The 25,443-nt window shown below is 60.8% G+C and carries 19 protein-coding genes; 12 read left to right on the top strand and 7 right to left on the bottom strand.

The features are described 5' to 3' along the window. The first annotated feature begins 3 nt into the window (after positions 1 to 3). Positions 4 to 819 carry an indole-3-glycerol phosphate synthase TrpC gene (gene trpC / locus RQ593_RS06710; protein WP_005507463.1) on the top strand — a complete coding sequence of 272 codons (816 nt, stop codon included), beginning with the start codon at positions 4 to 6 and terminating at the stop codon, positions 817 to 819. 537 nt (positions 820 to 1,356) lie between these two features. Here trpC and RQ593_RS06705 read toward each other — a convergent pair. After that, positions 1,357 to 2,754 (bottom strand): MFS transporter, encoded by a 1,398-nt coding sequence (locus RQ593_RS06705; protein WP_311450148.1) that lies wholly within the window; start codon positions 2,752 to 2,754, stop codon positions 1,357 to 1,359. Positions 2,755 to 2,934: 180 nt separating this feature from the next. Between RQ593_RS06705 and ftsY the strand changes: the two genes are divergently transcribed. Beyond that, entirely contained in the window at positions 2,935 to 4,044 is a 1,110-nt protein-coding gene (gene ftsY, locus RQ593_RS06700; RefSeq protein WP_304193505.1) for a signal recognition particle-docking protein FtsY, read from the top strand. A gap of 203 nt (positions 4,045 to 4,247) precedes the next feature. Beyond that, positions 4,248 to 5,294 (top strand): glycosyltransferase, encoded by a 1,047-nt coding sequence (locus tag RQ593_RS06695; RefSeq protein ID WP_311450147.1) that lies wholly within the window; start codon positions 4,248 to 4,250, stop codon positions 5,292 to 5,294. Positions 5,295 to 5,423: 129 nt separating this feature from the next. Here the strand turns inward: RQ593_RS06695 and RQ593_RS06690 are convergent, their stop codons facing one another. Then, positions 5,424 to 6,326 (bottom strand): PIN-like domain-containing protein, encoded by a 903-nt coding sequence (locus RQ593_RS06690; protein ID WP_311450146.1) that lies wholly within the window; start codon positions 6,324 to 6,326, stop codon positions 5,424 to 5,426. 436 nt (positions 6,327 to 6,762) lie between these two features. Here RQ593_RS06690 and RQ593_RS06685 point away from each other — a divergent pair, with 436 nt between their 5' ends. After that, a complete protein-coding gene (locus tag RQ593_RS06685) occupies positions 6,763 to 7,374 on the top strand; it encodes a response regulator (protein WP_311450145.1) in 612 nt (203 codons plus the stop codon). Positions 7,375 to 7,659: 285 nt separating this feature from the next. Here the strand turns inward: RQ593_RS06685 and RQ593_RS06680 are convergent, their stop codons facing one another. The 3 genes from RQ593_RS06680 to RQ593_RS06670 form a co-directional block, all read right to left on the bottom strand. Next, positions 7,660 to 7,908, bottom strand: a complete 249-nt coding sequence (locus RQ593_RS06680) for a hypothetical protein (RefSeq protein ID WP_219101554.1) — start codon at positions 7,906 to 7,908, stop codon at positions 7,660 to 7,662. 108 nt (positions 7,909 to 8,016) lie between these two features. Beyond that, on the bottom strand, positions 8,017 to 8,523 hold the full coding sequence (locus RQ593_RS06675) for a hotdog fold thioesterase (protein ID WP_311450144.1): 507 nt from the start codon (positions 8,521 to 8,523) through the stop codon (positions 8,017 to 8,019). Positions 8,524 to 8,658: 135 nt separating this feature from the next. After that, the gene (locus tag RQ593_RS06670; RefSeq protein ID WP_311450143.1) at positions 8,659 to 9,936 is read right to left on the bottom strand and encodes a dicarboxylate/amino acid:cation symporter; all 1,278 of its coding nucleotides are present in this window, start codon (positions 9,934 to 9,936) and stop codon (positions 8,659 to 8,661) included. A gap of 470 nt (positions 9,937 to 10,406) precedes the next feature. Here RQ593_RS06670 and polA point away from each other — a divergent pair, with 470 nt between their 5' ends. Both polA and rpsA read left to right on the top strand, forming a co-directional pair. After that, positions 10,407 to 13,427, top strand: a complete 3,021-nt coding sequence (gene polA, locus RQ593_RS06665; RefSeq protein ID WP_311450142.1) for a DNA polymerase I — start codon at positions 10,407 to 10,409, stop codon at positions 13,425 to 13,427. A 770-nt stretch (positions 13,428 to 14,197) separates the two neighbouring features. Beyond that, a complete protein-coding gene (gene rpsA / locus RQ593_RS06660; protein WP_005506223.1) occupies positions 14,198 to 15,652 on the top strand; it encodes a 30S ribosomal protein S1 in 1,455 nt (484 codons plus the stop codon). 135 nt (positions 15,653 to 15,787) lie between these two features. Here rpsA and coaE read toward each other — a convergent pair whose 3' ends face one another. Then, positions 15,788 to 16,423 carry a dephospho-CoA kinase gene (gene coaE / locus RQ593_RS06655; RefSeq protein ID WP_311450141.1) on the bottom strand — a complete coding sequence of 212 codons (636 nt, stop codon included), beginning with the start codon at positions 16,421 to 16,423 and terminating at the stop codon, positions 15,788 to 15,790. 58 nt (positions 16,424 to 16,481) lie between these two features. On the opposite strand from coaE, the gene RQ593_RS06650 reads away from it, so the two are divergent. The 4 genes from RQ593_RS06650 (at position 16,482) to RQ593_RS06635 (ending at position 22,363) form a co-directional block, all read left to right on the top strand. Beyond that, complete coding sequence (locus RQ593_RS06650) at positions 16,482 to 17,168, top strand: YigZ family protein (RefSeq protein ID WP_060823533.1); 687 nt, start codon at positions 16,482 to 16,484, stop codon at positions 17,166 to 17,168. 558 nt (positions 17,169 to 17,726) lie between these two features. Further along, positions 17,727 to 19,055, top strand: coding sequence for a 2-oxoglutarate dehydrogenase (locus tag RQ593_RS06645; RefSeq protein ID WP_311450140.1), 1,329 nt, complete (start codon positions 17,727 to 17,729; stop codon positions 19,053 to 19,055). A gap of 180 nt (positions 19,056 to 19,235) precedes the next feature. Next, positions 19,236 to 21,404 (top strand): excinuclease ABC subunit UvrB, encoded by a 2,169-nt coding sequence (uvrB, locus tag RQ593_RS06640; protein ID WP_311446002.1) that lies wholly within the window; start codon positions 19,236 to 19,238, stop codon positions 21,402 to 21,404. A 179-nt stretch (positions 21,405 to 21,583) separates the two neighbouring features. Next, entirely contained in the window at positions 21,584 to 22,363 is a 780-nt protein-coding gene (locus RQ593_RS06635; RefSeq protein ID WP_311450139.1) for an ornithinee aminotransferase, read from the top strand. A gap of 205 nt (positions 22,364 to 22,568) precedes the next feature. Here the strand turns inward: RQ593_RS06635 and RQ593_RS06630 are convergent, their stop codons facing one another. Next, complete coding sequence (locus RQ593_RS06630; protein ID WP_397545899.1) at positions 22,569 to 23,012, bottom strand: winged helix-turn-helix transcriptional regulator; 444 nt, start codon at positions 23,010 to 23,012, stop codon at positions 22,569 to 22,571. 190 nt (positions 23,013 to 23,202) lie between these two features. Between RQ593_RS06630 and RQ593_RS06625 the strand changes: the two genes are divergently transcribed. Together RQ593_RS06625 and RQ593_RS06620 are read left to right on the top strand one after the other, a co-directional pair. Beyond that, entirely contained in the window at positions 23,203 to 23,805 is a 603-nt protein-coding gene (locus tag RQ593_RS06625) for an NAD(P)H-binding protein (protein WP_311450138.1), read from the top strand. A 313-nt stretch (positions 23,806 to 24,118) separates the two neighbouring features. Then, entirely contained in the window at positions 24,119 to 25,321 is a 1,203-nt protein-coding gene (locus tag RQ593_RS06620; protein WP_311450137.1) for a TerC family protein, read from the top strand. The last annotated feature ends 122 nt before the right edge of the window (positions 25,322 to 25,443 follow it).

Here is a 25,443-nt window from a genome sequence, read left to right as displayed (position 1 = left end):
ACCATGAGCACCGTTCTCGACGAGATCATTGTCGGCGTCCGCGAAGACCTCGCCGCCCGCGTACAGCAGGTTCCCCTCGAGGAAATGAAGAAGCGCGCCCTCGCAGCCGCACCCGCCCGCGACGCGCTCGCCTCCCTCCGCGGTGAAGTACCCGGCGGCGGCAACGGCACCACCGCACGCATTATCTCTGAGGTGAAGCGCTCCTCGCCCTCCAAGGGTGCGCTCGGCGAGATCCCGGACCCCGCCGCGCTCGCCGCACGCTACGAGGCAGGTGGCGCCGCAGCAATCTCGGTACTCACCGAACAGCGCCGATTCAACGGCTCCCTCGCCGACCTCGACGCAGTCCGCGCCGCCGTGAACATCCCCGTGCTACGCAAGGACTTCACCGTCGACGAATACCAGATCTGGGAAGCACGCGCACACGGCGCCGACCTGGTCCTGCTCATCGTCGCAGCCCTCGACGAGCAGACCCTGCGCGAATTCCTCGAACTCACCGAATCGCTCGGCATGAACGCCCTCGTCGAAACCCACACCCCCGAAGAAATCGAGGTCGCCCAGCGTATCGGCGCCAAAATCGTCGGCATCAACGTGCGTAACCTCAAGACCCTCGAAGTCAACAACGAACACTACGCATCCCTCGCAGCGCACCTGCCCAACTCCGTCATCAAAGTCGCCGAATCCGGTGTCGCCAGCATCGAGGACGTTCGCGCCTACGCAGGCGCCGGTGCCGATGCGGTACTCATCGGTGAAGCGCTGGTACGCTCCGGCGACCCGGAAGGTACCGTGCGTGAATTCTCCAAGGTGCCTGTGACCCGATAGGGGGTGCTAAAAGAAGGCGACCAAAACACACGAAGCGGGGGAGTGAGGCTTCCGTGGGGTAGTTGTTTGAGAGGTTGTACCGGACGCCGCTCGCGGGGTTTGGGCTCTGTGGGTTAGTTGTTTGGAAAGTGCGTACCGGACGCCGCTCGCGGGGGAGTGCCCCCTCTTCAGCGCCTGGGGGCGCTTCGAGGACGGAGCCCCCGCTTCGCGTGTCCGGTACGCCCTCTGGGTCGCCTATCCCTCGGGTTGGTTGAGAATAGGGGTTGGTAAGTGGTTACCTTCTCGGGTTAGCTCGCCTGATTCTGGGGTAGGGGTATATGAGGCTGGTACGTGGTTAGCTTCTCTGGTTAGCTCGCCTCAGTCTGGGATAGGGGTATATGAGGCTGATCTAGGGTTGGGTGTTGCTGGTAGCTCACCTGATTCTGGGGTTATTTGTCCTGTCGGATTTTTTATCTATTTCCCGAACATAAGCCTGGTACGTGAAAAGCCGGTGCCTGCTACGAAGCAGGCACCGGCTTTTCACTTGTTATAGAGCTCTTAGCGGCCCGTATAGTCCGCGTCCGCAATATCCTTCGGCCAGCGCGCCTTCCGGAACGGCGCCCACGTAAACGCCGCCGCCACCAACAACAAACCACTGATAATGAACGCCGGAACAAAGCCCCACGCATCCGCAATCAAACCAGCCACCAGCGGACCCAAAATCATACCAAAATCACTAAACATCTGATACACCGCCAACACCTGACCACCACTGCGGCGAGTACCAATCACATCAGACACCGCAGCCTGAATCGACGGACCCATAAACGCCGCACCAATACCCAAGCACGCCGTCAACGACACAAACACCCATGCCACCGGCGCGAAACCCATAAACGTCACCGCAGAACCCGCCAACAGCAAACCCGAAAACGCCATCACACGGCGACCAAAACGATCCGAAAAACGGCCCGAGAACGTCTGCGTCAACGCATTACCAAACGAATTCGTCGCCATCGCCAAAGAAGCCAACAAGGTACCCGCAACCGAATTAGACATGTCACCACCGGTCGCCAAATACGCCGCCGCCAACGGAATAATCGACGACTGCACACCAAACACCGACCAGCCAATCGCCCAATTCGAAACCAGCGCAGAGCGGTAATTCGAGAACTTCAACGCGTCACGAACCGTCATCGCAGGCAGGTCGCTCTTACCCGAAGAATCCCCAGGCTTAGCCCCCTGACCGGATGCGCCAGCAGGCGAGGGAGCCGCCGACGGCAACACCCCGGTGCCCTTACCTTCAGCCAGCGCCGCCGCCTCCATAATCGCGTCACGCTCAGCCTCCAACGCCGCCTGCGACGGCATCAAAAACCACACAATCAAGCCCGCCGCCAGCAGCGAAAAACCATACACAATGAACGGCGCACGCATACCAAACGGCGCCAGCGCGCTCGCAATCACCGGGCCCAGTAGGTTACCCAGCAGGAACGCCGTCGCATAATAGCCCGAAATACGGCCGCGCATATGCGCCGGGGACAGGCGCACCAGCAGACCCATCGCAGAAACCGTGAACATCACCGAGCCGATACCCGCCACCGCACGCGAAGCCAGCAGCACCCAGTAATCCCAGGCGAACGCAATCATAAACGACGTTACCGACACAATCAGCATGCCAATCGTGTACACCGGACGCTCACCCCAACGGGTAATCAGCTGACCCGCCGACGGCGCAAAAATCAGGCGCGTAATCGCCAACGCAGAAACCACCATCGTCGCCATAGTGACCGTGGCGTTAAAATTCTGCGCATAATTCGGCAGCACCGGCGCCACCAAACCAAAACCCACCGCAATCATGAACGACGCAACAATCAGAACCTTCAAACCGGTCGGCACACGGTTCGGGTCAATCGTGCGCGGGTCAAAAACAGGCGGTGTTGTGGCAGGGTTCCTCATGTTCATCCTCGAAATCGTGCGGTGCCGTGCGGCAGCCGCAGGCCCCACCCGCAACTGCCCAACATGTGTTCGGCTAAAAAACTTAACAGTGTCCAGTCTACTCCGCCGACAGCCGGGCATGCGCGTAATCTCGACCAGCCAAACCGCCCAAACCGGTAAGCTAGTAGTGTGAATGAAACGATGATGATAATCTGCGCAATCGTGCTGGGTGTACTGGTGATCGCCGGTGTACTTTTCGCCGTTCTGCGCCGACCCAAGAAGACCGCGAACCTGCAGTCTTTGCGTCAGGAGGCGGCAGAAGCCTCCGGCGGATCGGCGGAAAAACCCGAAAGCTCGGCACCTCGCGCTATTGAACTTGATATGCCCGACCCGTCCGCGGGTCGCCTGGTGCGCCTGCGTGCCCGCCTGGCACGCTCCAACAACATGCTCGGCAAGGGCCTGCTGGCTCTGCTCTCCCGCGACCGCATCGACCAGGACGTCTGGGACGAGGTCGAAGAAACCCTGCTGCTCGCCGACCTGGGGTCCGAGCCGACCACCCGCCTGGTGGATGCGCTGCAGCAGCGCGTGCGCGTTGAGGGTACGAGCAACCCCGCCGCCGTGAAGAAGATGCTCCGCGAAGAGCTCGTGAAGATTGTTCGCCCCGATATGGACCGCGAACTGAAGACCGCCGGCAGCGACGGCAACCCCGGCGTGGTGCTGGTCGTTGGTGTGAACGGCGTCGGTAAGACCACCACGGTCGGTAAGATTGCCCGCGTGATGGTCGCTGACGGTCAGACCCTGCTCCTGGGCGCCGCGGATACGTTCCGTGCGGCCGCATCCGAGCAGCTGACCACCTGGGGTGACCGCGTGGGCGTGAAGACCGTGCGTTCCGAGAAGGAAGGCGCCGACCCCGCATCCGTCGCGTTTGACGCCGTGAAGGCTGGCAAGGAGCAGGGCGTTGACACCGTGCTCGTGGACACCGCGGGCCGCCTGCAGAACAAGTCCGGTCTGATGGATCAGCTCGGCAAGATCAAGCGCGTTATTGAGAAGGAAGCGCCGGTCACCGAGGTTCTGCTCGTGATTGACGCGACCACCGGCCAGAACGGCATGGTTCAGGCGAAGGTCTTCGGCGATATCGTGGACGTCACCGGTATCGTGCTGACCAAGCTCGACGGCACCGCAAAGGGCGGCATCGTGGTCGCTATCCAGGAGGAGCTCGGCGTTCCCGTCAAGCTCATCGGCTTGGGTGAAGGCCCGGACGACCTGGCACCGTTCGACCCGGAAGCGTTCGTGGACGCACTGCTGGACTAATTTCCCTTTTGCGCCGAGAAGCCACATGTGTTTGAAGCACATGTGGCTTTTCGCGGTTAATAGGCGTGTAATGACGGCGAGCAGTACACGATTCGGAGCTCTGGGATATTCTGAAACTAGAAGATGTGCCAGCCCCTCAAACGGTTCCGCGCATCGCACACCATACAACCCAATTCACCCCGAACCTCAGCGAAGGAGCCACCATGGCAGCCACCCTCCCCGGAACCCTTCCCAGCACCAACTACCAGCCCACCTACCGCTCCAACGGCGCGTGCGAGGACCTCGCCGGGCTCGTTGCACCGTACAGCCTGTCGCGCACCCAGCTGGCTGAGGCTACCGGCATCGCTGACGAGGCTACCGTGAACAGCTGGGTTGAGCAGTGCCGCCCCGACCTCGCGGCGGACGCGCCCGTGCCCCTCGAACCCGTGCTGCGGTACCTGGACGAAACCTACCTTCCCGACCCCGCAAACTGGCCCGGCGATAACGCCTACGACGAATTTATCCTCGAGAACGTTGCCGCCCGCATGCTCGCCCGCGTTGTTGCTGAGTCCTTCGGCGCTGACCGTTCGGGTAACAACCGTGAACTTCTCGCGCTCATTGCAACCCTCGTACTGATTGCCCGCTGCTGGGCGGGCACCGATGAGGCTTTCCTGACCTTACTCAACGCCGAGCCCACCGCAGAGGCGGAAGAGTACCTGCAGGAGGCTATCGCGAACGCCCCCGAGTCCCTGCACCCCCTCCTGACCGGGCTTCTGCTGCCCGCCCTGCGTGAGGCGCGCGGCACCTTCACCGCTCCCGAGGCGCAACTGCTGACCGGCTACGCGCTCGCCGCCGGATACTTCGCGGGTGAGCACCCCTACGAGACTCTGAACGGCATCCACGTTGCGTTTGCCGCAAATGACCGTACCCTGCCCGATGCTGAGCTGATGACCCGTGTTGAGGACGTCCTCAAGGCTAATTTCCAGGCTGCCCGATCGGAAGTCGGCGCTGCTGACGAGAACCAGGAGCCGCACCACGTCACCCTGCCCGACAATCGGGACGGCTACGAGACCGCCGCACACCTGATTGCCGCCCTGCCGCAGGCGCACAGCGTTATCGCTTTCAACGCCCAGCCCGGCGAAGGAACTAATGCGCTCGCTGACGACCGCCGCGCCGCCTTCACCCTGTACCTGTGCTACCTGCTTCTGGGTGATGACGATTCCTTGGAGCAGCATGCCGCTGAGCTGTACCGCGCCAGCTGCGAGGGATAGACGCTGAAAAGCCACATGTGTTTCGAAAAGCCACGTTTTTGGTGGCTTCTCGAAACACATGTGGCTTCTCGCTGTTAATGGTGGTGAGTGTGGTGGGATTATTCTCGACGTTGACTTTACGTGGTGGCTTTACACAGCGACGGGCTGTTCCGCGCGAATCGCATTGTAGGTGGCGTCGCTGACGGTCACGCCGTACTGATTGGAAGCGAGCCGCAGGATCTCCTCAACGGTGTAGATGCGGAATACGCCGCCTCCGGTTGCCTTAGTGTATTCACGCAGCAGCTGACGGTTCGCCAGCTGACGCACGGGTTCGCCGCCCGATGCGGCGCGTACCTGCTGACCGTTGCGCAGCCAGGTGTCGCGCACACCGCCGGTGACGAATACGCAGTCGGTGCCTTTCACGCGGGTGGTTGCTTCGGCAACGCACTGGTTCCAGAGCGCGAAGTCGGCGTCAAAGCTGGCGTTAGCGAGCAGCGGGTGGCCCTGTGCGAGGGCTTCGCGGCACTGCTGTTCGTGGCGTTCGGGGCTGGGCACGGCACCCACGTGTCCGGTGAAGATGCGGTTCAGTCGCGGCAGGATCGTGTCATCTTCGCGGCGTGCCATGTTGATGGATCCGGTGTCGGTGGTGGGTTCAAGGATCTTCATGATCTGCGCGATGGAGTGGTCCAGCTGGTGCGTGACTGAACGCAGTGCGCTCCAGGGGGAGTTGCGTTCTTCGGGCAGGGTTTCTTTGAAGGATGCGAGCGCTGAGCGGACGCGGTCTGCGGCGGCGGGTACGGGGGAGGCGCCGTCGAGTGCTGCCCAGAATTCTTTGAGTGCCTGGTGGGGGAGGAATGCGTGTCCGCGCAGCTGGGAGTAGACGCGGAGGATTTCGTCGCTGATGTGGGCTGGGTAGTTGTAGAGGCATGCAAGCGCGGTGGAGTCGAAGGCGACGAGAATTCCGGGGTGAATGGAAGTCAGCGGGGCGCGATCGAGTTCCTTGTACTCGACGAAGTCTGAGTACAGGGTGCGTGCTTGACGGGTGATTGACATGAATCCCCTCCGGGTATCGAGTATGGGTGGTCAAATGCGAGTGCCGGAGAAGTCGAGGAGAATACCTATTTCAGTGTATCGGCCTTCTTTGGCAGGTGATGGAGTTTCGGTATAAATATTTTGTTTATTACGTTTGTGTCTAACCCGAGGGTGTGTTAGTGCATGTCAGAGTCATTTTCGGGTCTATGTTTTGACTGTGAATTTCGCCGCGTGACGTCTATGTTGTGCGGTTTTGTTTTCATAGTTATGAGCAGTATAGAACAAAATATGCATTAAGGTGCAAGATTCGTTGAATGGGTCACAAAATAACGTCAGAAAACTCCTCCTACCTGCACATAGGACGCATATAACACGCGGGGGACAGGGCGAGAAAGTAGATGAACATTTATTCCCTCCTGTAGACTTTAAGTGATTCAATTTGATAAGGAGAAGAGTAATGTCAGAGCTGACCACTCAAAACCAGGCGGAGGAGCAGAGCCCGGCCCGCACCGTCGTCGTGGCAGAAGACGAGGCACTGATTCGCCTCGACATCGTCGAAATTCTGAAGGACCAGGGTTTCGATGTCGTTGCAGAAACCGATAACGGCAAGACCGCCGTCGAGCTAGCGCAGAAGCACCGCCCCGACCTCGTCCTCATGGACGTGAAGATGCCGATCATGGACGGTATCACCGCAGCTGAAGAAATCGCGAAGGAGCAGATTGCTCCCGTCGTTCTGCTGACCGCATTCAGCCAGAAGGAACTCGTCGACCGTGCCGTTGAGGCAGGCGCTATGGCGTACGTCGTCAAGCCTTTCTCCCCGAACGACCTGGTCCCCGCAATCGAGGTGGCAATCAGCCGCTACGAGCAGATTCGCGCTCTCGAGAAGGAAGTTGGCACCATCCGCGATCAGTTCGAGACCCGCAAGCTGGTTGACCGCGCAAAGTCGCTGCTCATCACCAAGATGAACCTGACCGAGCCGGAAGCATTCCGCTGGATTCAGAAGACCTCCATGGACCGCCGCCTGTCCATGCGTGAAGTTTCCGACACCATCATCAAGCAGCTCTCCTAAATACGAGACGTACAAAGTACACATCGGTACAGGTACGAACGTACGCTACGGCGAAGACTAGGGTTCGCCCGTATGCGCTTTCAGCCGGTCAGCATCTGGCCAGCACCTTTTCATGACACGCTAACGCCCCATCCCTCACAGTGAAGCTGAGGGACGGGGCGTTAATGTTTAACCTCTGAAGCTCGCATCCTGCCGGGGCAGCCGGAGCGTTTCTAAGCCCGGAGCATTTATGCGCCAGTGATGCGGGGTAACCCAACGCTGCAAGAGCTGCAGCGTCAGGCGGTCTTAGCGCATGTAGCGGTTGAAATCGTCTTCGTCATTGTTGGGGCCGCTAATGGGACGGTCCGTGGGCGAACCAGCCCAGAGCATACCGCCAGTACCGAGCATCACGCCCAGCCACCAGAAGCTACCGGGGTTATTGATGGCGGTCACCAGGCACACCAGCATCACACCGATTGCGATGGGCAGGACAATGCGCTTGGCGCGCACAATCTTCGGGTAACGCTTGAAATAGGGGGTGCGCTCGCGGGCCATGGTGCTCCTTCTGGTCGTACCTTCTGGTGGGTGTTGGGGGCTGTGTACCCCGTGCTTCTACGATTTTAGGCTACTTGCGTAGGCTGTAAGACTTTATGCAGTGGGAGTTTATGCAGTGGGGCGGGGGATCAGCATGTTGGTGATGCGCGCCGTGCAGGTGGTGCGGCCGCGCTCATCCACAATGTCGATGGAGTGGATGCACAGGGTGCGTCCGAGCTTGACGGCGGTGCAGGTTGCGGTGACCAGACCGGAGACTGCCGGGCGCACGTGGGTTGCGTTGATGTCTACGCCGACTGCTACGAGGTCTTCGCCGCCGTGCACACCCGCGGAGAGGGAGCCGAGGGTTTCGGCAAGGACCACGTTGGCGCCGCCGTGTAGCAGACCGATGGGCTGGGTGTTACCGGCGACGGGCATGGTCGCGACGGTGCGTTCTGCGGTGAGTTCCTGGAACTTAATGCCCATGGCGGGGATGAGCTCGCCCAAGCCGCGGGGGAAGTAGGGGTGCAGGTGTTCGGGGATTCCGCTGTCGGTCAGCTGCGCCTTGATTTCTTCTGCGCTGAGGGTCGTGGGTGCTGCCGCGCGGACGGGTGCGTGCTGTGTGTTGTTTTCAGTCATGACTTCCAGTGTACTCCCCGGTTAGGGTGCCTTTGACGCGATGGTCGGTTTCTTGTCCAGCCTCCGGGCACGATTCAGCCCCGCCTCCTGAACTCAGGAGACGGGGCTGAAAAACGCTATGTGAGCGGATGAGGATTAAGCGGAAATAGCTTCTGCCTTTTCGATGTCCTCGTCGCGAATTTCCTTATCGGGGTTCGCTCCGATTGCCTTGGAGATACGCTCGGTCAGGGCTGCGATGGTCGCGTCACCGGTCACGTTGGTTGCGGTGCCGAAGGAGTCCTGAGCCAGGTACAGGGCAATCATCAGGGCGATCATGGAGGAGTCAAAGCCGAGCATGGACTCGAGCAGACCGATTGCGGTCATCACGCCACCGCCGGGAACGCCGGGAGCGGCAACCATCATCACGCCGAGCACCAGAATCATGGGAACCAGCGAACCGAAGTCGGGGCTCTTACCGGTCATGAACAGCACAGCCACCGCGCAGGAGGTAATGGTAATCATGGAGCCGGAGAGGTGAATGGTCGCGCACAGCGGAATCGCGAAGTCCACCACGCGAGCAGAGATGCCAGCTTTCTTTGCCGAACGCACGGTCACAGGGATGGTAGCAGCCGAAGACTGGGTGCCGATTGCGGTGAAGTACGCGGGCATCATGGTCTTGAGCATCTGGATGGGGCTACGGCGAGACACCGCGCCAGCCACCGAGTACTGCAGGGTCAGGGTGACCCAGTGCAGGATAATCACCATGACGAAGACCAGACCGAAAACGGAGAGGATCTTGGCAACCTGACCGGCGAGGGTCATGTTCGCGAACACACCCACAATGTGCACGGGCAGCAGGGGGATAATCACGTAGCTGAGCATCTTCTCAACGATGACCTGGAAGTCCTCGAAGAGGTTCAGCATCGCACGGGTCTTCAGCGCGGTAATGCCCAGGCCCAGGATGAAGGAGAGAACCAGCGCGCTGAGCACACCCATAATCGGGGGCAACTGAATGGAAACGTAACCGGCGGAGAGTGCGTTCTCCGGGTTGTCGAAGGATGCCAGCTGCTGACCCTTCAGGATGATGGGGTAGAGCAGCAATGCGCAGGTCAGTGCCAGGAAGCCCGCAAGGATGCTGGAGAGGTATGCCAGACCCACGGTGATGCCGAGCATCTTGCCTGCACCCTGCGCGAGGGAACCAATACCGGGCACGATGAAGCCGATAATAATCAGCGGAATCGCGAAGCTCAGGAAGGCACTGAATACGGTGGAGAAGGAGACGAAGAGCTGCACAATGAAGTCGGTGGGGATGGCTGCGCCGGTTGCGTCATTGATGCCGCTAATCATTCCGGGGGTCAGCATGCCGATAAGCACACCCGATGCAATCGCGATGATAATCCACGCGAGGAGGGGAAGTTTTTTGAGTGCCTTCATAGTTTCCTAAATGAGGGGTCGTTGTGTGTTGAGCGCGGGAGGTGCCCTCACGGTCCGGTGAATCCTGTCGGTGAATTCTGCCAGTGAATTCTGGGTAGAGTTCTGCCTATGAATACACGGGGTGTGGGGATTTCCTACGCTGGAGGCGATAATAAGGTTATATATTATCTGGAAACTGTATTATTATCCACCTTACATAGTGGCTTGGGACACAATTTTCGGGAAGAAAACTTATCAAACGCACCCCACCGGCACTTATATATGAGGTAAAACTCTTTCCGTACACCCCGTGATTCCGCTATATGGCACAGCACCGGCACCCAATACGGCACGGGCGCCTCCCCGCAGGACTGACCAGCAACAGGGCAGACCCTCAGCGCCGACCGGCAGTCGTCACAAAACCGTCCGTCACGAAGCTTCCCGTCACGAACCCAGCCACCGAGCAAACTCAGACTCGATACACTAGAAGAGTGACTACAGAGAACAAAACCCTCCTGCTCATTGACGGACACTCCCTCGCCCTACGCTCCTTCTTCGGCATCTACACCATGGCCGAAAAGACCGGACAGCACATCTTCGTGCGCAGCGACGGCCAGCACACCGAAGCCGTCCACGCCTTCCTCTCCACCCTGCTGAGCATCATCAAAGACAACCAGCCCAGCCACATCGCCGTAGCCTTCGACCTGCCCGGCGGCACCTTCCGCACCGCCGAATACGGCGAATACAAGGGCGGCCGCAACGCCATCCCCGAAGCCTTCAACGGCCAGATCGACCTCATCAAAAAGATGCTCGGCGCGCTCAACATCCCCGCGCTCACCTACGAAAACTACGAAGCCGACGACATCGTCGCAACCCTCACCCGCCGCGGCACCGAAGCCGGCTACAAGGTCCTCATCCTCTCCGGCGACCGCGACATCTTCCAGCTCGTCACCGACGACGTCACCCTGCTCTACCCGGTCACCACCGGCCCCTCCAAGGGTATTCAGCGCATGGACCCCGCCGCCGTCGAAAAGAAAACCAAGGTACCCCCGCACATGTACCCCGACCTTGCCGCCCTCACCGGCGAACAGGCGGACAACCTGCCCGGCGTACCCGGTGTAGGCCCCGGCTTCGCCGCCAAGTGGCTCGGCGAATACGGCTCCCTCGACGCCGTCATCGAAAACAGCGACAAGATCGGCGGCAAGAAGGGCGAAGCACTACGCGAAAACATCGACAACGTAGTACGCAACCGCCGCCTCAACCAGCTCGTCAACGACCTCGACCTGGACATCACCCTCGAAGACACCGCCTTCACCCCCGACCTGGACGCACTCAACACCTTCTTCGACGAAGTAGAGTTCCGCACCATCCGCAAGCGTGCCGCCGACACCCTCGGCCCCATCGTGCGCGCCGCAGGTTCCGCAGGCTCTGCAAGTTCCGCAGGCTCCGCCGCAGAAGCAGGGGAGGAGGGCGCCACCAAGAAGGCACCCACCGGCCCCGTCTACGCACCCATCAACACCAGCGCACCCACCAAAAACGCAGACGCAGCAGCATTCCGCGCCTTCTGCGCCGCCGCAGCCGAAGAAAACTACGGCACCGACGAACAGGGCGCGCCCATCGCCGTACCCGAACGCCTCGAAGGCGCCGTGACCCTCTACCCGGTCACCAACCTGCCCGTAGCACGCCCCGCCATCGGCGACGCACCCGCCGTCAAGGTCACCAAAACCAAAATCCGCGCCGCCGAAGAAAACCCCGAACTGCTCGGCGTGCTCCTCACCAGCAAGAGCACCAGCCTCTGGATCGACACCCGCACCATCGACCCGGAACTCGACGCCGCCCTCGCCGCCTGGCTCTCCGACGAAGCAGCCCGCAAAATCGTCATGGACCTCAAAAACCAGCGCAAACTCCTGCGCGCCCACGGCTACGAACTCGCCGGAGCCGTCGAAGACCCCGCACTGTCCTCCTACATGTGCGGCTTCATCCCCACCGCAACCCGCAAGCTCTTCTCCGAACGCATGGAAGACCTCGCCGAACGCTACCTCTGGATCCCCAAGGACTCCTACGCGCAGCTCGTCTTCCAGCCCGAAGAAGACGAGGCGGAACCCTCCCTTTTCAGCATGCCCGGCGAAGCCGAACCCGTCGAAAACCTGCGCTACTTCACGCAAATCAGCCGCATTATTCACGAACTCGCGCGCCTGCTGCACTTCGAGATGGAAGAGCACGGCCAGCTGAAGGTCTACGAAGAAATCGAACTGCCGCTGCTCTACGTCCTCGCAGACATGGAACAGGCGGGCATCGCCGTCTCCGACGCGCTCCTGACCGAACTACACGACACCTTCTCCGCACGCGCAGCCCAAGCACAGGACGCCGCACGCGCCATCATCGGCGACACCGTTGAAACCGACGAGGGCGAAGAACCCCTCAACCTCGCCTCCGTCAAACAGCTGCAGACCGTGCTCTTCGACAAGCTCGCCCTGCCGCACACCCGCAAAATCAAGTCCGGCTACTCCACCGACGCCGAATCCGTCACCGAACTGCTCTCCAAAATCTCCCCGGAGTCCGACGGTGCCGCTTTCCTCGGTGCGCTCGCCGCCTACCGCGACAACATCAAACTCGTACAGACCGTCGAAGGCCTGCAGAAAGCAGCCGCCGACGACGGACGCGTGCACACCACCTTCCAGCAGGGTGCCGCCTCCACCGGTCGACTCTCCTCAACCGCGCCGAACCTGCAGAACATCCCGATCCGCACCGAAGAAGGCCGCCGCATCCGTGGCGCCTTCATCGTCGCGCCCGCACCCGTCGACGGTGTGGAATACGAGGGCCTGCTCACCGCCGACTACTCGCAGATCGAAATGCGCATCATGGTGCACCTCGCCGCCGACGAGAAGCTCATCGCCGCCTACGAAGCGGGGGAGGACCTGCACCGTTACGTCGGCTCCGAAGTCTTCGGCGTCGCCCCCGAAGACGTCACCGCCGAGCAACGCTCCAAGGTCAAGGCAATGTCCTACGGCCTGGCATACGGCCTGTCCCGCTTCGGCCTCGCCAAGCAGCTGAACATCAGCTCCGACGAGGCAGGCGAACTGCGCACCAACTACTTCAAACGCTTCGGACGCGTGGGGCGCTTCCTGCGCGGCGTGCTCAAGCAGGCACACCAGGACGGCTACACCGAAACCATTTTCGGCCGCCGCCGCGTGCTACCCGACCTGGACTCGCCCAACCGTGTACGCCGAGAAGCCGCCGAACGCGCCGCCCTCAACGCCCCGATTCAGGGCACCGCCGCGGACATCATCAAGATCGCCATGATCAACATTCACCGCCGCCTGCGCGAAGAGGGCCTCAAGACCCGCATGCTGCTGCAGGTGCACGACGAAATCATCCTCGAAGTCGCCACCGGCGAGCGTGAAGCCGCCGAACGCGTACTGGTCGAGGAGATGAGCGGTGCCGCCTCCCTGCGTGTTCCTCTGGACGTGCAGGTCGGCTGGGGCAAGTCCTGGCAGGAGGCGGGCCACTAGGCTCAGCTCCTCAGTTCCCGCTTGGGAAAGCTGGGTCGCTTGGCTCCGCTTGGAGAAACAGTGCTCATCTTGGGTTTCGCTTGGAAAGGCGGTATTCGTCCTCGTTCCTACAGGGGACCCGCCCTCGCTTCGCTTCGGGCACCCTGATGTCACTACGGACGATACCGCCTTTCCGTGCTGGGATACTGTGCGGGCGCGGCCGCGTTTTCCGGATGCGCCCTCAGGGTGTCAGCCCGGACGCTCTCCGCAACGAAGCAAGGAGGGGCGGAGCGTCCGGGTGACGGGTGCCCCTGCGTAGGCGCGGAGGAAATATGCGGCGCCCCGCCCCTCCCATGGTGAGAGGAACGAGGACGAGCACCGTCCCGCAACCCCCCTCCGCAAACCACAACTCCAAAACCGCAAATAAGTACGGGAATTCCGGGCGCGTAACCATTGACGACACGCCCGGGATTCCCGTACACTGTTAATCGCGTGTACCAACGTACGGGTTTTCTATGCTCTTTTTCTCCTTATTTTCTCCTTGAGAAAACGGGGAGAAGACGGGCACAGACCACTCGCACACCCTACTTAAAGCATCTGCTTCCGGTAGGCGGTACACATTGTAAGTATCCGTCAGCTCGACGTTTCCTCACCCCGTTCAAAGGCGTTAGCGGCCCTATGCCGTGCGCGCCGGGGTGAAAAAGTGAGCCGGCCGGCGCCTCCACCCGGGGGTGTTGAACGGTGAACCGGCAGCGTCGACCTATTAGAAATCCAATTGGAGCCCTCACTACATGAGCACCAACATCCCTCAGGTCGCAATCAACGACATCGGCGACGAGCAGGCATTCCTCGAGGCTGTCGAGAAGACCATTAAGGTCTTCAACGACGGCGATCTCGTCTCCGGCCAGGTCGTTAAGATCGACCACGATGAGGTTCTGCTCGACATCGGTTACAAGACCGAAGGCGTCATCCCCTCCCGCGAGCTGTCCATCAAGCACGACATCGACCCCTCTGAGGTTGTCGAGCTCGGCTCCGAGGTTGAGGCACTCGTCCTCACCAAGGAGGACAAGGAAGGTCGCCTGATCCTCTCCAAGAAGCGCGCACAGTACGAGCGTGCATGGGGCGACATCGAGAAGGTCAAGGAAAACGACGGCGTCGTTACCGGTACCGTTATCGAGGTTGTCAAGGGTGGCCTTATCCTCGACATCGGTCTGCGTGGCTTCCTGCCCGCATCCCTCGTTGAGATGCGCCGCGTCCGCGACCTCGCACCTTACATCGGTCAGCAGATCGAAGCTAAGATCATCGAGCTGGACAAGAACCGCAACAACGTTGTTCTGTCCCGCCGTGCATACCTGGAAGAGACTCAGTCCGCTGTTCGCTCCTCCTTCCTCAACGAGCTGGAGAAGGGTCAGGTCCGCGAGGGCGTTGTCTCCTCCATCGTCAACTTCGGTGCATTCGTGGACCTGGGTGGCGTGGACGGTCTGGTTCACGTTTCCGAGCTGTCCTGGAAGCACATCGACCACCCGTCCGAGGTTGTCGAGGTTGGCCAGCCCGTTACCGTCGAGGTTCTCGAGGTGGACCTGGACCGCGAGCGCGTGTCCCTGTCCCTCAAGGCAACCCAGGAAGATCCGTGGCAGGCATTTGCTCGCACCCACGCTCTGGGTCAGATTGTTCCCGGCAAGGTCACCAAGCTCGTTCCCTTCGGTGCATTCGTGCGCGTTGAGGACGGCATCGAGGGCCTCGTCCACATCTCCGAGCTGGCAACCCGCCACGTTGATCTGGCTGAGCAGGTCGTCTCCGTTGGTGAAGAGGTCTTCGTTAAGATCATCGACATCGACATGGACCGCCGCCGCATCTCCCTGTCCCTCAAGCAGGCAAACGAGGGCGTTGACCCCAACGCTACCGAGTTTGACCCCGCTCTGTACGGCATGGCCGCAGAGTACGACGAGGCCGGCAACTACAAGTACCCCGAGGGCTTCGACCCCGAGGCTAACGAGTGGCTGGAAGGCTTCGACGCACAGCGCGAGGCTTGGGAAGCACAGTACGCAGAGGCACAGGCTCGCTTCGAGGCTCACAAGGTGCAGGTTGCTAAGGCTCTCGAGGCTGACGCAGAGGCTGCAGCAGCAGCTCCCGCAGCAGCTGAGCCCGCACCGACCTCCTACTCCTCCGAGGAGCCCGCTTCCGCAGGTACCCTCGCATCGGATGAGGCACTGGCTGAGCTCCGCAAGAAGCTGACCGGCAACTAATCTGCCGCTCAGATGAGCACTCATCAGGCGTAATAGCCGATAGGTAACCCCGCACGGGGTGCCTAGAGCAGGGGAACCCCCTCATCTCCCGTTTGGGAGGTGAGGGGGTTCTTTGCGTTATTGGGGGTGTGGCTTTTAGCCGGCGGTCATCTGCGCCCACACGGCGCGCACTTGCTCGGCGGTCTCCTCCAGCGAGCCGCCATTATCAATAATCCAGGTGGCAATAGCCTCACGCTGCTCGTCGGTTGCCTGCGCGGCGATGCGGGCGCGCGCATCCTCCTCACTCATACCGCGCGAAGACACCAGGCGCTGCAGGCGAGTCGCCAGGGGAGTGCGCACCACGACCACGCCCTCAAAGGCGGACGGGTCGCCGGTCTCCACGAGTAGGGGAATGTCCTCCAGCACCACGCCGCTAAAACCGGGCTCGGACTGCGCCTGCTCCACCAGCTGCGCGGCACGCTCACGAATGGCCGGATGCACAATCGCGTTCAGACGCAGGCGCGCCTGCTCATCATTGAACACGATACGCGCCAGGGCGGGGCGGTTGAGGCGGCCGTCCTCGTCGAGCAGATGCTCACCGAACTCCGCGACCGTGCGGGCGAGTACCGCCTCCCCGGGCTCCATGAGGGAGCGGGAGATAGCGTCCGCATCCACCAGGAATGCGCCCTGCTCAACGAAAAGGGAGGCGATGGTGCTCTTGCCGCTGCCGATACCGCCGGTGAGGGCGTAACGGTGCAGGGTGGTAGAAGCGGGGGAAGAAGACTGGGACATGGACGGTGCTCCTGACGGGCTGTGCCACAATAGATAGGTACTGATTAGAGGAGGACACATGCAGGAAGAAACTCGCGCCAACCGCTACCTTGTGCCGCGCGGCGATGAGCCCTATGAGAGCCTCCTCGAAATTAAGCGTAGCGAATTTATTGGTCACATCAAGCGCGTGAGCACCGTCGAGGAGGCACGCGCTTACATTGAGTCGGTGCGCAAGACTTACCACGACGCCCGTCACGTGTGTTCGGCGTTCATTATTGGTGCTGACCGCGATATTCAGCGTTCCTCCGACGATGGTGAGCCCGCCGGTACCGCCGGTGTGCCGATGATGCAGGCGTTGCTGGCGCGTCAGACCCGCGAGGATGGCACCACCGACCTGTCGGATGTGGTTGCGGTGGTCGTGCGCTATTTCGGTGGCATTAAGCTTGGCGCGGGCGGTTTGGTGCGTGCCTACACTGATGCGGTGGTGCAGACCCTGGACGGTGCGCTATTTGATTCGCGCGAGCGTCTGCGTGTGGGTCAGGTGCCCAGTTCGCATGCGGATGCTGGCCGCCTGGAGAACGAGATCCGTGCCGCCGGTCTGAACGTGCTGGGTACCGAGTATGGCGCGGAGGGTGCCACGATTTCCCTGGGCGTATTTGACCGCCCGGAGGAGCTGGAACGTGCCGAGGAGCTGGTGGTGAGCTTGAGTTCCGGCGCGGCGAGCGTGACCTGGGGGGACACGCAGTGGGTGGATTTGCCGGTCTAGGTTACCGGCCCCCTAGATTCCAGATCCTGGATTCCCCGTCTTAGATTCCCGCTCCTAGATTTTCCGTTCCTAGATTTCCGTTCCTCCCGGATTTCCGGGCTAAAGCGCCCGTATAAAGCTCTCAAAACCTGAAACATAGCTCAACCTTAGTTAATAGTTACTCTAACCCTAGTAATTGCCCGCTAAAGCTGATAGCCTAAAAAGCGTTGCGGAACGCACACGCCCCTCCACAGCATGGGCAACGGGTTCATCACCAGCGGTAACCCAGCCCGGCGCCTCCACGGGGGAGCGGGTGCGCCCGCACCGACGGGCGGGGCTCAACGCTGACATCTCAGCGCGGAGAACTGGGTACTATCTCAGCGCTGAGGTCCTGATGCTGACGTCTTGAAGCTATAGCTTAGTTACTCAAGGAACGAGGCACAGCTGTATGCCGGTACTATACGATCCGGCAGACGGTGGTGTGTGTGCGAACCATCTGCCGGTAGGCGCCGAGCCCCGCCCGTCACTCTATAAAGAATCAGCTAACGAACGCTCTGAAGAGCTCAAGGTCGTGAAAACGTGACGCAGTCGGGAACCTACCGAGAACAAGTAGTCGAACAAGCAGGCAAAAACTCATCAGAGCAGTCCGCGGGTAGCCGCGGCGGCACCGCAACCCTCAACCGCCAGGGAGCGCGCCTCCACAAGCGGGACAGCGCTGAGCAGCTTGAACCCGCCACCGTCGCCCAGCTACTCAATGCCTACCGCCAGCAGAACCTCGGCACCCTGCTGGGCGTGCTCACGCAGCGTCCGGCAGAGTTTGCCCGTCAGCTCGGCAGGCTCTGCCGCGTCTTCCCCGAACATGTTCACGCTATCGCCCAGGCGTTCGGCACCGTGGGCCGCGCCCTGCCCATTGACGAGCTGGTGCGCCTGCACAACCGCTACTCCAACGCCGCCCGCGGAGTCGGCGAACACCTCAGCCTGGATAACTCCGGTGTGGCGCACCTGGTTCAGAGCCCAGCGCTGAGCCGTGAAGGTGCGGGCCACCTGCTCATGGCGGTTGAACTCTGCCTCGCCGGCAGGATGCGCGGGCTCACCATCGCGATGCCCTCCACCGAGGCGTTCACCCCGGCTGAGCAGGCGCCGAGCCTCGGATCCTGCAACCCCGCCCTGGACGGTGCCCTCAACGTTTTTGAACCGGCAGGTTGGGAGCCGTTCCCCCTGGACGGCAGCGAAGTGCTACTCGCGACCGGTGTGCGCGATGTACCCGACGGTTACGAGCTGTCCCTCTGGCTGCTCGACGACGACTACCTGTGCCGTGCCCGCATTGAGCGCGGCGCCCCGCAGGTGTGCGTGGCAAGCTTCTACGATGAAGAAGTCATCACCCGAACCGTGGAAGAAACCGGGTCGGGTGAAGCCGGTCTGGTCGAGAACTACCGCGTGGAGGAATACGCGGAACTGGACTTCCTCAACGCCATGGACCGGCAGGTACGCTACGTGGCGGTCACCGCCGCCGTGGGGGAGCCGCTGCTGTCTGTGCTGAACGAGAAGAGTGCGGTGCCGAATAGCATTCCCGACCCTGCCGCTTTTGCGAACGGTGCGGGCGCCTCCCGGTTTGAGGGCAATGCCCTCCCGGATATCCGCACCGCCGCCGTGGTCGGTAAGGGCCTGCGCACCGTCAATCACCGCGGCATGTTGCCGGTGTTGGGTGTGCCGAACCGCACCGTGTGCGCTGTGATTGACTTGTATAAGCAGCGCATCTGCGTGCCGGGTGTGGGTATTCCGCGCGGGCTGAGCGTGGAGGATGAAGAGCGCACCATGCAGCTGATTTTGAGCGCCCTGAACGGGTACCTTCCGCTGACGAACCGGTCGCTGATGAGCCTCGCCGGAGCCACCGTGGAGGTGCGCTAAATTCTTACCCGCGAGGTGCCCCACTGGTGTGTAGTCACCGGTGGGGCAGTTAGCGGTAGGGTAGTTAGCGGTGAGGCGGTGGGGGTCGTGGTGAGCGCATTGCGCGTCATCGTATTGCGCCAGCAGAAAAGGGTGACCAATCCGGGCGCGCATCGGGCGGCTTTCCCCTAGGATGGATACATGAGTTACGCACCCCAGATTAACCGCGTTGTCGCCCCCTTTGAGGTCATTAGCCCCTTCCAGCCTGCCGGTGATCAGCCGAAGGCTATCGCCGAGCTTACCGAGCGTGTGCAGAACGGTGAGAAGGATATTGTGCTGATGGGCGCTACCGGTACCGGTAAGTCCGCGACCGCAGCCTGGCTGATTGAGGCGGTGCAGCGTCCGACTCTGGTGCTCGTGCAGAATAAGACTCTGGCGGCGCAGCTGGCGAATGAGCTGCGTGAGCTGCTGCCGAATAATGCGGTGGAGTATTTCGTCTCGTACTACGACTACTACCAGCCTGAGGCGTACGTGCCGCAGACCGATACGTTCATTGAGAAGGACTCCTCCATCAATGAGGAGGTGGAGCGTCTGCGCCACTCGGCGACGAACTCCCTGCTGACTCGCCGTGACGTGGTGGTGGTTGCGACCGTGTCCTGCATTTACGGCCTGGGCACGCCCGAAGAGTACATTGAGCAGATGGTGACTTTGCGTCGCGGTGAGGAGATTGACCGTGACGAGCTGTTGCGCCAGTTCGTGGCGATGCAGTACGCGCGTAACGACATGGACTTTCACCGCGGCACGTTCCGTGTGCGCGGAGATACCGTCGAAATCATCCCCATGTACGAGGAGAACGCGATCCGCATTGAGTTCTTCGGTGATGAGATTGAGGCGATTTACACCCTGCACCCGCTGACCGGCGAGGTGATTCGCGAGGAAGAAGAAATGTACGTCTTCCCCGCAAGCCACTACGTTGCTGGCCCGGAGCGTATGGCGAAGGCTATTACCTCCATTGAGGATGAGTTGCGCGAGCGCCTGCAGACCCTCGAATCCCAGGGCAAGCTGCTGGAGGCGCAGCGTCTGCGCATGCGCACCACCTACGACCTGGAAATGATGGAGCAGATGGGCTTCTGCAATGGCATTGAGAACTACTCGCGCCATATTGATGGTCGTGCCCCCGGTAGCGCCCCGAACTGTTTGCTGGATTATTTCCCGGATGATTTTCTGCTGATTATTGACGAGTCGCATGTGACGGTCCCGCAGATTGGCGCCATGTACGAGGGCGATATGTCCCGTAAGCGCACCCTGGTGGAGCACGGTTTCCGTTTGCCGTCGGCGATGGATAACCGCCCGTTGAAGTGGGAGGAGTTCCTGGAGCGTATCGGTCAGACGATTTACCTCTCGGCGACCCCCGGTAAGTATGAGCTGTCGCAGGCTGATGGTTATGTGGAGCAGATTATTCGCCCGACCGGCCTGATTGACCCGGAGATTGTGGTCAAGCCGACCAAGGGGCAGATTGATGATTTGCTTGAGGAGATTCGCGTGCGCGTGGAGCGTGATGAGCGTGTGCTGGTCACGACCCTCACCAAGCGCATGGCGGAGGATCTGACCGAGTACCTGCTGCAGCACGGCGTGAAGGTGCAGTACCTGCACTCCGACGTTGACACTCTGCGCCGTGTGGAGCTTCTGCGTGAGCTACGCCTGGGCACCTTTGATGTGCTGGTCGGTATTAACCTGCTGCGTGAGGGCCTGGACCTGCCGGAGGTGTCCCTGGTTGCGATTCTGGATGCCGATAAGGAAGGTTTCCTGCGTTCGACCACGTCGCTGATTCAGACCATTGGTCGTGCGGCGCGTAATGTGTCCGGTCAGGTGCATATGTACGCCGATAAGATTACGGATTCTATGCGCGTGGCGATTGATGAGACGAACCGCCGCCGCGAGATTCAGCAGGCGTACAACCGTGAGCACGGCATTGACCCGCAGCCGCTGCGTAAGAAGATTGCCGATATTACGGATGTTCTCGCCCGCGAGGAGGAGGACACCCGCGAGCTTCTGCAGCTGCGTAAGAGCGGTAAGAAGGGTGCCCGCACGGTGAGTGCGGGGGCGAAGACCGGTTCTGCGACCTCTTCGAAGATTGCCACGAGCACCCCGGAGTCGGAGGAGCTTCTCGCCCGTGCGGAGGCGCGCGTTCGTGCCGACGGCCTGGCGGCGGCACCCGCCGAGGACCTGCTGGATTTGATTGAGCAGATGAACGAGCAGATGCGCGTGGCGGCGGAGAACCTGCAGTTTGAGTTGGCGGCGCGTCTGCGTGATGAGCTTGCCGATTTGAAGAAGGAGTTGCGCCTGATGAAGGAGGCGGGTCACGCCTAAACCCGGTGCTCTAAACACCGTGTTCTAGCCCGGTGTTTAGGGGGCCGACTTGGGTTTTTCGCCATGAGATAATTCATTGCTCGTGAAGTTCCACTGAGTGCAGATACATGCTGTACACTATCAAAGTGTTTTACGTGTCAAATAACACCGTGATGCTTCCGAACGATAAAGAAAAATCTGTGACTATTTCAAATAACCCTTCAGACGAACACACTACGGGAGCTTGTTCCGTTACCCGCCGCAACCTCACCCGCGGCGCGCTCTGGGCTGTGCCCGCTATTGCCGCCTCCACGGCGGTGCCCGCATTCGCAGCCTCGGCTGATGATTGCAAGACGGTTAAGGGCCCGGACTTTACCCAGGTCGGCGGCTGGATGATTACCAACCCCGCCAGTGGCGCTCTGCAGTCGCGCACCAAGAACAAGCCCGTGACTGCGCCGGTGACCGGTCAGGCGTGGTGGTCCATGGAGAACGCAACCTCCCCGAACCCCGCGACGATCCGTCTCATGTCCGTGTACGAGGCGACTCACGGCCCCGAGGGCGACCTCAACCTGAACTGTGGTGAGTTCGTGATGACCTACAACGTCTCCGCGCTGGAGGCGACGACCGGCACTACGCACCTGCACCCGTCCATGGACATTTACTTCTTCTCGCCCGAGGGTGAAATCATTGACCGTCAGGTCTTCACGACTGACCCGACCGGCAAGGCAACCGTCATGACCCGCAACGGCAAGACTCAGACCGTTCAGGGTCAGGTCATTCCCTTTGCGTCGAGCGTGAATGATCAGGCGACCGGTATCTCTGCGCGTTTTGCGCTGCGTGGCGATAAGCTCATGGAAGGCATGTACCAGTTCGAGGTGGTTATTACCGTCCCGACGATTCGTGAGAACGACAAACTGGATACGAACAAGCAGGTGAACGCGATTGCTTTCACCCCGCCGACCTTCAACATGGTCTCCTAAGCTCAACACTCCTAAGTTCAACCTGGTCTCCTAACTGAATGAAATATAGAAGTAGCCCTCCCCGTGCATGGTTCACGGGGAGGGCTACTTTGATGTGGGCTTGCTACGCGGTGCTGGTCTATGCGTGCTGGTCTGCGATGTGTTGCTCCCACTGCACCGCTCTACGCTGCACCTTTTTACGCTGTGCCGCTTGCCGCTGCGCCTTTTATACGTCGCCATTCTCTAGTGCGGCGGCGTCGTAGCGCTCGCGGGCTTCGAGTACCGCCTGCATATTGTCCTGCGCCCAGTGGCGCAGGGCGGCCATCGGCTCAATGAGGGTCGTACCGAGCGCGGTCAGTTCGTAGTCCACACGTGGCGGAATGGATGCGGTGACCCGGCGTTCTACCAGGCCGTCACGTTCCATGGAGCGCAGGGTCTGGGTGAGGACCTTGGGGGAGACGCCCTGAATCATTGCTTTGAGTTCACTGAAGCGGGCGACGGGCTGTTCGGAGAGCGCCGCAACAATGAGCGGGGTCCACCGGTCGGTGAGGTGGCGCATCACGGTGCGGGAGGGGCAGGCGTGGGCGAGAATATTGGCGGGCAGGTCGTCCTGCGGGGTGCGGGCGGCTTCTATGGTTTCGCGTGTGGGGGAGGTGAGCGTGGTGGTCATAGCTACTGTCTTTTCAATCTGCTGAGGGGCTATTTTTGGGGGTGATGAGGGGTGCGAAAAATATTTTTAAATATTTTCGGTACACCCCCAATAGTTACCTTGAGGTATCCAGTTTCTAATAGATACTATAAAACCATCACGCGGAACACCGCAAGAAAACTACAGAAAACGTACCTGAAAGGAACCCCTCATGAACATCGCAATCATCGGCGCAACCGGCATGGTCGGCGCACGCACCGCAGCAGAAGCAATCTCCCGCGGCCATCGGGTCGACGCCTACACCCGCTCCGGCAAGGCACCCGAAGGCGCTACCGCCCACAGCATCGACCTCGCAGACACCGCAGCACTGGTTGACGTCGTCAACAACCACGACGTCACCATCATCGCCGTCTCTGCGGGCCGTGGCACCTCCGCACAGCCGGTCATTGACGCGCACCGCGCACTGATCGCGGCAGCACCTACCGGTCGCCTGCTGGTCGTCGGCGGCGCCGGCTCCCTCGAGGACGGCAACGGCAACCGCTTCGTTGACGGTGAAGGCTTCCCGGAAGAGTACAAGCCCGAGGCGAAGGCATTCTCCCAGATCCTCGACGAGTACCGCGCCTCCGAGGGTCTGAACTGGACCATGGTCTCCCCGGCGTTCGAAATCGCACCGGGTGAGCGCACCGGCAAGTACAACACCGCACTGGACACCCCCGCAGGTGAGTTCATTAGCGCCGAGGACTTCGCTGTCGCCCTGGTTGACGAGGCGGAGGAACCCAAGCACGCGGGCCGCCGCTTCACCGTTGCCAACTAGTAACAGCGCCAACTCATAGCGGCGCTACTAGACCGCGTGTATTCGTCACGCAGAACGCCGCATCCGACAGGTCAACCCCGCCGGATGCGGCGTTTCGGCACACCTCGCTCCTGAAAGTCCTCCCGGGGGGGGGCTCCTGTGCGAAAACCCCAACCTGCTGTATAATCGTTCACCGAGCAAGGGAGTATCCCACCAATCGACTCATCGTCAGCACGTTAGCCGAAGGCGCCTAACCGGTGAATCGGGCCGACCTCCATTCAGGTCGGCGGGAGAGACTTGTGGTCCTGTACGCACACCACAAGAAAGGCTCCCCATGGAAGTTACCGGGTTGCAATGGTTGGTTACTATTCTCATCATCGCGGGTCTGTTGGCCTTCGATTTCGTGTTCCACGTTCGTAAGGCGCACGAACCCACCGTCAAGGAAGCGGCCATCTGGTCGAGTATTTACATCAGCATCGCGCTGCTGTTCGGTCTGTATATTTTCGTGACGAACGGCCCCTCCGCCGCCACCGAATTCTACGCAGGCTACATCACCGAAGAAGCTCTCTCGGTCGATAACCTCTTCGTCTTCATGATCATTATGGGCACCTTCCGTGTCGCCCGTGAGAATCAGCAGAAGGTTCTGCTCTTCGGTATCGTCTTCGCGATTCTGGCGCGCGGCACCTTCATCTTCGCCGGTGCGGCAATCATCAACTCCTTCGCCTGGGTGTTCTACATCTTCGGCCTGGTCCTGCTCATGACCGCAGGTAACCTGCTCAAGGACGAAATCACCGAAGGCGACGGCGACGACGAAGCAGACAACATCATGGTCCGCCTCGCCAAGAAGTACCTGAAGACCAGCGACCACTTCGACGGCGATAAGCTCTTCACCATCGAAAACGGCAAGCGCGTCATGACCCCCATGATGCTCGTCATGGTCGCTATCGCCGGTTCCGACCTGCTCTTCGCGCTCGACTCAATCCCCGCGATCTTCGGCCTTACCCAGTCCGTCTACATTGTGTTCACCGCGACTGCGTTCTCCCTCATGGGTCTGCGCCAGCTGTACTTCCTCATTGACGGCCTGCTGGACCGCCTCGTCTACCTCTCCTACGGCCTGGCGACCATCCTCGCGTTCATTGGTGTGAAGCTCATCCTGCACGCAATGCACGAGAACAACCTGCCGTTCATCAACCACGGCGAGCCCGTGCACGTTGTGGAGATTACCACCGAAATGTCGCTGATGGTCATCGTGGGCGTTCTGATCATTACCGTGCTTGCCTCACTGCTCAGCCCCAAGGGTCGCGCACTGCAGACCATCCAGCGTGTTCAGGCGCTCTCCGAGAAGTACCTGGCACTGCCCGAGGATGCACCCGCCGCCGAGCGCGCGGACATCACCGCCCGCTGGCAGCAGGAAACCGAGAAGCTCAACGCCATTCCCGCCAAGCTGCGTGAAGAGCTGATCGAGAAGGAAGACGAATACCACGCCCTCGTGATGCGTGCCCGCACCGCGCAGGATGCGCACGCTTCCTCCAAGTAGCAGTTTGAGCTACTGAGCCTGCGGCCTCACGAGGCTGAGCGCTCACACTAAAGCCCCTCACACCGATTGAACTGCGCCCCGAAACTTGGACGCTTTAAATAGTAACCCTTATGCGGCTTCCA

This window comes from uncultured Rothia sp., assembly GCF_963507905.1.
GTDB lineage: Bacteria > Actinomycetota > Actinomycetes > Actinomycetales > Micrococcaceae > Rothia.
This window is presented reverse-complemented; position numbering and strand designations above follow the sequence as displayed.

Bases quoted from the DNA above. Each gene is read 5' to 3' on its own strand.
- RQ593_RS06695 (WP_311450147.1), top strand. From the start codon at position 4,248: ATGGCAGCCACCCTCCCCGGAACCCTTCCCAGCACCAACTACCAGCCC.
- RQ593_RS06680 (WP_219101554.1), bottom strand. From the start codon at position 7,908: ATGGCCCGCGAGCGCACCCCCTATTTCAAGCGTTACCCGAAGATTGTG.
- RQ593_RS06650 (WP_060823533.1), top strand. From the start codon at position 16,482: ATGCAGGAAGAAACTCGCGCCAACCGCTACCTTGTGCCGCGCGGCGAT.
- coaE (WP_311450141.1), bottom strand. From the start codon at position 16,423: ATGTCCCAGTCTTCTTCCCCCGCTTCTACCACCCTGCACCGTTACGCC.
- RQ593_RS06630 (WP_397545899.1), bottom strand. From the start codon at position 23,012: ATGACCACCACGCTCACCTCCCCCACACGCGAAACCATAGAAGCCGCC.
- RQ593_RS06620 (WP_311450137.1), top strand. From the start codon at position 24,119: ATGGAAGTTACCGGGTTGCAATGGTTGGTTACTATTCTCATCATCGCG.
- trpC (WP_005507463.1), top strand. From the start codon at position 4: ATGAGCACCGTTCTCGACGAGATCATTGTCGGCGTCCGCGAAGACCTC.
- ftsY (WP_304193505.1), top strand. From the start codon at position 2,935: ATGATGATAATCTGCGCAATCGTGCTGGGTGTACTGGTGATCGCCGGT.
- RQ593_RS06625 (WP_311450138.1), top strand. From the start codon at position 23,203: ATGAACATCGCAATCATCGGCGCAACCGGCATGGTCGGCGCACGCACC.
- RQ593_RS06685 (WP_311450145.1), top strand. From the start codon at position 6,763: ATGTCAGAGCTGACCACTCAAAACCAGGCGGAGGAGCAGAGCCCGGCC.
- uvrB (WP_311446002.1), top strand. From the start codon at position 19,236: ATGAGTTACGCACCCCAGATTAACCGCGTTGTCGCCCCCTTTGAGGTC.
- rpsA (WP_005506223.1), top strand. From the start codon at position 14,198: ATGAGCACCAACATCCCTCAGGTCGCAATCAACGACATCGGCGACGAG.
- RQ593_RS06670 (WP_311450143.1), bottom strand. From the start codon at position 9,936: ATGAAGGCACTCAAAAAACTTCCCCTCCTCGCGTGGATTATCATCGCG.
- RQ593_RS06675 (WP_311450144.1), bottom strand. From the start codon at position 8,523: ATGACTGAAAACAACACACAGCACGCACCCGTCCGCGCGGCAGCACCC.
- RQ593_RS06705 (WP_311450148.1), bottom strand. From the start codon at position 2,754: ATGAGGAACCCTGCCACAACACCGCCTGTTTTTGACCCGCGCACGATT.
- RQ593_RS06690 (WP_311450146.1), bottom strand. From the start codon at position 6,326: ATGTCAATCACCCGTCAAGCACGCACCCTGTACTCAGACTTCGTCGAG.